At 42.3% G+C, this 7,201-nt stretch carries 7 protein-coding genes; 1 reads left to right on the top strand and 6 read right to left on the bottom strand.

Annotated features, from left to right (window positions below):
* The 3 genes from Q7P05_RS04755 to yedE all read right to left on the bottom strand — a co-directional run.
* Positions 1-563 (bottom strand): aminotransferase class I/II-fold pyridoxal phosphate-dependent enzyme (locus Q7P05_RS04755; RefSeq protein ID WP_303930800.1); only part of this gene is annotated, 563 nt, incomplete at its 3' end.
* 20 nt (positions 564-583) lie between these two features.
* Positions 584-1,546: an adenosylcobinamide-phosphate synthase CbiB gene (gene cbiB, locus Q7P05_RS04760; protein ID WP_303930802.1), complete on the bottom strand. Its 963-nt coding sequence runs from the start codon at positions 1,544-1,546 to the stop codon at positions 584-586.
* 17 nt (positions 1,547-1,563) lie between these two features.
* Entirely contained in the window at positions 1,564-3,045 is a 1,482-nt protein-coding gene (gene yedE, locus Q7P05_RS04765) for a YedE family putative selenium transporter (RefSeq protein WP_303930804.1), read from the bottom strand.
* Positions 3,046-3,165: 120 nt separating this feature from the next.
* On the opposite strand from yedE, the gene Q7P05_RS04770 reads away from it, so the two are divergent.
* Complete coding sequence (locus Q7P05_RS04770; RefSeq protein ID WP_119207109.1) at positions 3,166-4,323, top strand: aminotransferase class V-fold PLP-dependent enzyme; 1,158 nt, start codon at positions 3,166-3,168, stop codon at positions 4,321-4,323.
* Positions 4,324-4,371: 48 nt separating this feature from the next.
* Here the strand turns inward: Q7P05_RS04770 and Q7P05_RS04775 are convergent, their stop codons facing one another.
* From Q7P05_RS04775 to Q7P05_RS04785, 3 genes are all read right to left on the bottom strand, one after another.
* The gene (locus Q7P05_RS04775) at positions 4,372-5,202 is read right to left on the bottom strand and encodes a radical SAM protein (protein ID WP_303930806.1); all 831 of its coding nucleotides are present in this window, start codon (positions 5,200-5,202) and stop codon (positions 4,372-4,374) included.
* Positions 5,203-5,204: 2 nt separating this feature from the next.
* Positions 5,205-5,885, bottom strand: coding sequence for a 4Fe-4S binding protein (locus Q7P05_RS04780; RefSeq protein ID WP_303930808.1), 681 nt, complete (start codon positions 5,883-5,885; stop codon positions 5,205-5,207).
* Positions 5,886-6,003: 118 nt separating this feature from the next.
* Positions 6,004-6,867 (bottom strand): substrate-binding domain-containing protein, encoded by an 864-nt coding sequence (locus Q7P05_RS04785; RefSeq protein ID WP_105085241.1) that lies wholly within the window; start codon positions 6,865-6,867, stop codon positions 6,004-6,006.
* Between the last annotated feature and the right edge of the window lie 334 nt (positions 6,868-7,201).

A 7,201-nucleotide genomic window follows, 5' to 3' on the forward strand; every position in this document is an offset into this window, starting at 1 on the left:
TCCGGTGCCATCAGAAATTCGTGGAAACATTCATCCAGCAGAAAATGTATCCCATACTTTTCACATTTCTCTGCAATCCGCACCAGAAGCGGCTGCTGTATCAGAACACCGGTAGGATTGTTTGGATTGCACAAAATAATCATATCCAGATCATCTGAAAGTGCTTCCAGATAAGCAAGATCCAGTGCATAACCCTTCTCTTCCCCCAAAGGATAATAAAAAATCTCGCATCCGACTGCCGAAAGTGCAGCCTCATACTCCGCAAATCCCGGCTCCAGAAGCAGTGCTTTTTTCGGTTTTAAGGCCGCTGCAAAAGCATAGAGCAGCTCAGACGCACCATTTGTACAGATCACCTGCTCTTCTTTTACATATTCATGTTCTGCGATCGCATGGCAGAGCTTCCGGCACTGTACATCCGGATAATTTACAATCTGTTCCATGCTCCGATAAACCGCCTCAATTACAGAAGAGGGCGGTCCGAGTGGATTGATATTTGCGGAATAATCCAGAGTGCAGGCCTCTGAATAAATATCTCCGCCATGTTTGTGACGCTTGTTGTTCATGGTATGTTCCCTTCCTGGCATCATAACAATGTGAGTATGTTAAAGCTGCAATAAAGAAGCATAACAACGATAAGAAGCAGCCCTGCAGACGCATACATCAGCCTGTTTGCTCTTCTGATATCCTCACATTCCACGGGACGCAGTGCATCTCCGATCGTTTTCTTTTTATATAAAGTTCCAAAATACCAGGCATCTCCGGCAAGCTGCACGCCGAGTGCCCCTGCCATGGCTGCCTCCGTCTGTGCCGAATTCGGGCTGGCATGGTTATAGCGGTCTCGTTTGAAGATCTTCCAGGCATTTTTTGCCGACAGGCCGGTAAGTCCTGCTGCCGCCACCATAAAAAGAGCAGACAGTCTTGCCGGAATGTAATTGAGTACATCGTCCACCTTTGCTGCAAAACGACCGAAATACAGATATTTCTCATTCTTATATCCGACCATAGAATCCATCGTGTTGACTGCCTTATAAAAAGCTCCGAGTACAGGCCCGCCAACTGCCAGATACAGAAGCGGTGCCATCACTCCATCTGAGGCATTTTCTGCCACTGTCTCTACTGCTGCTTTTGTTACACCTTCTGCCGTCAGCTGATCCGTATCTCTACCAACAATCATGGAAACAGCACGGCGTGCTGCCTTTAAATCTTCTTTTTTCAGTTCTCTATAAACCTTCATACTCTCATCTTTCAGAGATTTTGCCGCCAGCATCCAGTAGCAGAACAATGCCATCACAGCCAGATGCAGATACGGATGGATTTTTCCGGCCAGATACAGCACAGCTGCCACCGCTCCGGCTGTGACGCTACAGACGATCACTGACAGAAATACACCGGCTGTTTTTTCCCCCTGTCCTGTCTTTGGAAAAACCTCCCGAAGCCCTTTTTCCGTAACGGAGATCAGATTGCCGACCAGCCGGATCGGATGATAAAAGCAGTGCGGATCACCGATCAACAGATCAAAAAACACACCGAGCAAAAGTGCCATCATCCCTTCTCTTCCATATATCATGATACTTTTTCCCTTTCCAGTTTTTTTGCCATACAATTTTCCAGGAACCGAAATGCGAACATCGGATTGGAATAATAATATAGATGCGGAAATCCCATCAGACTGCCATCTTTTGCATAACTGCAGCTCCAGCTTCTTTTCCCGGCCGGTTTTTTTGCCAGACAGGCACTTCCCGGATCGGTGCTGTCAAAATAGTGGAATTCATGGGCACGCACCGGAAATCCCTGCTGCCATATGTTTCTTGCCTCTGCCTGTTCTTCGTTCAGATCCAGTGTGATATATCCAAATCTTCCCAGCTTTTCGGTGCGGTACGCAACTGCGTTTATCACACCTGCCATCGGATATGTCTTTCCTTCCATGTCCTGCATTTCCTGATGAAGGTACATAAAACCGCCGCACTCTGCCAGGATCGGAATCGCTTTTTTTTCACAGGAGCGGATTGATGCAAGCATTTCGCTGTTTTCGGAAAGCCCTGCTGCAAACAATTCCGGATAACCTCCCGGCAACAAAAGTCCATCTGCGTTTTCCGGCACTTTCGCATTATGGAGCGGCGAAAAGAATGTGATCTCTGCCCCCAGTTCTTCCAAAAGCTTCAGGTTGTCTTCATACAGAAAGCAGAATGCCTCATCTTTTGCCACTGCGATCTGTGGTCTCTGAGTGCGTATCTTCTGAACGTGCGGATCTGCAAAATCTGTATGTGCAATCGGTTGGTTTTCAAAGCCAAGATGGAAATTACCAAAGCTAATATTTACAACAAATACACCAATGAGAACAGCTAAATAACCAAAGATAAGGATGGATTTTTTGAACAAGAATAAATCGCGGAATCCACCAACGGTGCAAAGTCGGCTAACTTGAGATAAGCCACCTACCACGAGGCCTGCCGCCAAAGAAATTAACCAAGGTGCATGCATAGCACCAGGACCTTTTTGACTAAAGAAGATAAATGCTGGAGCCGCTACTACTAAAACTAGCAAACCAACTTGGATAGCAGGCATCATAGCGGACTCTAATTTACTCAATGCATAGGTACGCTGTAAAGAATAACCTTTTTTCAAGAATATAGTACCAAAGCCGATACCACCAGCAAAACCAGCAATACCAAACAACGCATTTAAGTCCCCGCCGCCAAGTCTTAAAATCATACGAATCGGACAACCGAGGAACATCAAAGCACCAATCATAACAAAGAAGCCGAGAATAAATCGAATAATTGGAGAAGAACCACCTTTGCTTTGATGTTCACCACGAATCATGGACAATACATAAGCCCCTAAAATAAGACCAATAATTTCTGGACGAATGTACTGTACAGGTGCAGCATGATGTAGACCTAGACCACCGACAGTATCGCGAACAAAGCACGCAATACAGAATCCCATATTACCAGGATTTCCAGCTAATACGAGGAATCCCGCAATAGCACCAATAATAAGGCCTGCAATAATTAAATTCCTTTTTTCATGAGACCCACTCATAATAAACTCCTTTCAAACAAACTACACTACAAATATATGAGTATATACTCCCACCCTATCAAGTATATGACTCATGATATAATAACCATAAATACACCTTGTTATTCATGGAGATTACCTATGAACTATATCTATTTAGATAATGCAAGTACCACGTTCCCTAAAGCACCTAATGTGGCTAATGCCATGGCAAACTATATAACAAACTATGGTATCAATATTAACCGTGGCTCCTACGCCCTCGCCTACGATGTAGAGGATATTATCTATACAACGAGACAACGACTAAATACTTTATTCAACGGTCATGATCCATCTCACGTCACTTTTACGCAGAATGTGACAATGAGCTTAAACATGGTCATCAAGGGCCTGTTGAAAGCCGGTGATCATGTACTCGTTAGCGCTATGGAGCACAACGCAGTCATGAGACCACTTACCCAACTACTAGATAAGGGCATTACCTTTGATATTATTCCTTGTGATGTTACAGGCTCTATTGAAATAGATGCCATTAAGTCTCTTATCCGTCCAAATACAGTGGCTATTATTACCAACCACGCATCTAATGTATGTGGCACCATACAGCCTATTGAATCAATAGGTGCTATCTGCAAGGCTCATAATCTACATTTCATTGTAGACGCAGCCCAAACAGCTGGTGTTATCCCTATTGATGTGAAAGCATATCATATAGATGCACTTTGCTTTACGGGGCATAAAGGCTTATTGGGACCACAAGGTATTGGTGGCATTATTTTAACCAAAGAAATGGCGCAAATCTTAACCCCTCTTATCGCTGGCGGTACAGGTAGCTTCTCACATTTAGAAACGATGCCTACCCATATGCCCGACGCCTTTGAAGCAGGCACGTTAAATCTACCTGGCATCATAGGTCTCAATGAAGGCCTCTCCTATATTGAGTCACAAGGAATGGAGAACATTCACAATCACGAGCTAGCGTTAACACAAGCCTTTCTAGAAGGATTACAATCAATAGATGGTATTAACATCGTTGGTAAACAAGATATCCAAGATAGAACTGCCGTTGTATCCATCACAATCGATAGTATGGATCCGGCCAGCATTGCTTACGAACTAGAATCTAATTATCACATCATGACACGTGTTGGTCTCCACTGTGCCCCGCGAGCACACCAAACACTAGGAACCTATCCAGAAGGAACTGTGCGCTTTTCCTTCGGCTATACCAATACATATGAAGATGTGAAATCCGCATTGTCTGCGCTAAATAAAATCGTAAAAAATACTAAATAATACATAATCGTTAAGGCTATATACTTCGGTATATAGCCTTTTATGCTTCTACGCTTCACATAAACGACCAATAGCATCAGCTCTACAACGTTTACAGTGCGTCATCTGCGGCACATAGTGACCAATAAACTGACGTATAGTATCGATTTCCTCCGCAGTTGGGCCTCGATGGCTTTCAAAAGCCGTATCATGAACCGGAATCATGGCAATACAGTTCATCAAATCCACGCCCCAGGCTTCCGCTTGTTTAGCGATAGCTGGTACATGATTCATATTTACATCCGGTACTACTACAGTATTAATCTTAACGATAATGTTCTTTTCCTTTAATTTATGAATACTTTCAGCCTGACGTTCTAACAAAATACGAGCCCCATCGATTCCCTTGTAAATATTTCCATCATAGCGAACCATGGAATACACATATTTTCCAATTTCTGGATTGATAGCATTAGCGGTAATCGTAACATGAGTAATCCCTAAATCAGCGATTTCATCGATATAATCAGGTACGGCTAAACCATTACTAGATAAACAGAGCATAACATGGGGAAAATCTTTTTTTACGAGGCGGAAGGTTTCTAGTGTCTTATCAGCATCGCACATAGGATCTCCAGGCCCTGCAATGCCCACAACAGAAATATCCTTACGTGCATCAAATACCTTATGCACAAAGGCTGCTGCCTCTTGTGGCGTATATACATGCTGTGTCACACCAGGTCTATTTTCATTAGCGCAATCGTACTTGCGATTACAATAATTACATTGAATGTTACAATTTGGTGCTACTGGCAAATGTAAACGTCCCCAATTAGCGGCAGCATCCTTGTTGTAGCATGGATGATTTTGTAGGAAACTTTGTCCTTGAACTTCTTTCATAATTAACCTTTCCGACCAAATCTAATAGCATCCTTATGGCATACATGTAAACAGTCACCACAGTTGGTGCAATTCATTTCATTTGGTCGTGTGCCCATTTCACAAATACGTAGACACGCATCACAATCGTCACAATCACTAGTTTTATATACTTTAAAAATGGAAATTTTCCGTAATAATTCCATTACCCCACCAAATGGACATACAAATCGGCACCAAGCATTAGCGATGATAAGGGAACCAGCAATGATGGACACGACCGTTATAGTGCGAGCCGCCCAATACCATTCTGAGAACTGCATAGATAAAATGACTGCATTAAAATATTCATCGCTCGTCCGAATAGGAATCATAATACGAGGATTACCAAATTTGAAATACACAATAAGACCTAAAATTATAGTAGCTACCATGCCGAGTTGTAGGAATCGCATATAATTCTTACGATTTCTTAAAGGCCCCATAGATATTTTTCCCAGCATTTGGTTAACCCATCCACTTGGACAAAACCAGCTACAGAACGCACGGCCAAAGAATACAACCATAATTGGCAGAATAATCCACCAAGCATAGAAATATGTCGTAATACGGCCCCAGCAGGTAATCATGGAACAGCTTTCACAGTTTACAAATGGCACAATATAAGGGCATCGGAATATACCATAATATACCCATTTCCCCATAATAAAGAGGAATATAAACTGTACGATACGACGCCAAAGCGTTAAATTCTTAGGGGCTTGTTTCCCAGATACACCAGAACTACCTTGAGACCTACAGGTTGCTGATGATGGACAATGACTACACATCTTTTACACCAAACCTTTCTATCAAATCGAGACCTCTCGCACTATGAACGGATGTGAATCCGTGATTTTCTAAGATTTGTTGTCCTTCTTGGGACCGTGTAAATTCAATATAATCGGCAGCTAGTGCACGATCTTGTACATATTTCATTGTATTAATGGTGAAAGTAAGTGGTGCAGGCGGCACAAATTGTGCAGGAATGGAGAAGTACTCAATACGATCCTTGAATCGATCATGTGTGGTAAGACGCTTTTCAATAATGGATACATCTGCTTTACCTTCTACAAGGTCACACATCATGGAGATAACACAAGCATTTTCGGCTATCATGTTTTTCATAATACCATCGGTTAAGCCTGACAGTTTCATAATCCCCTTTACGGAAGCACTACCAGGAGGGGATGCACCTAATGGTAACATAACGCGTACACCGGGCTCTGCCATATCCTTCAAATCGCGAATCCCTGCGGGATTCCCCTTAGGTGTAACAATAACATAATCCGTAAAACATAATGGTTCAAAAGCAATACTTACGCCCTTTTTGCGCATGTTCTTTGCCAACTCTAAACCGCGAGCACCAAAGACTTCTGTGCGACTCTTTTCAGCAAGCAACGATTTACCAATAGCACCTGCAAAGGCACCAGTGTACTGAATATTGTGCCCTGTATGCATCGTGTAGACTTGGTTTAAATCGAGAAATGCTTCAGATAATCCTCCACAAGTCCATACTTGTAACGAATCAGATTGTGTTGGCTTATAGGCACCTCGTATAAACGACGGTACCGCTGATGCGGCTGCTAACGCTAAAGCACCACCAATAAACTGGCGACGGGATATATCCTTTTTCAAAAATCCCATGTACTTACCACCTTTCACTGAACTTTACAGTACTAAGCATATACTCACATTATAGTATAAAAACCATAAGCTTTTCTGATTATATGCATAAGTTTGATTAATTCACTTATACAGATTAATCATATAAACTCTATTTTTAAAGGTATTATTATAAATTTTCATCATATATTTCTACATCTATTATATTGAATATTTATTAAATTCAGTAAATATGATAATCCCTGAGAATCAAAGGAATATAAAAAGAGACTATGCATTAAACGCATAATCCCTATTCATAAAATCATAACCACCCGTAGAACGGGTGGTTTGCTCTGACCCTATAAGGGTCTTT

The sequence above is a fragment of the Veillonella dispar genome, from assembly GCF_937975875.1.
Taxonomy (GTDB): Bacteria; Bacillota; Negativicutes; order Veillonellales; family Veillonellaceae; genus Veillonella; species Veillonella dispar_B.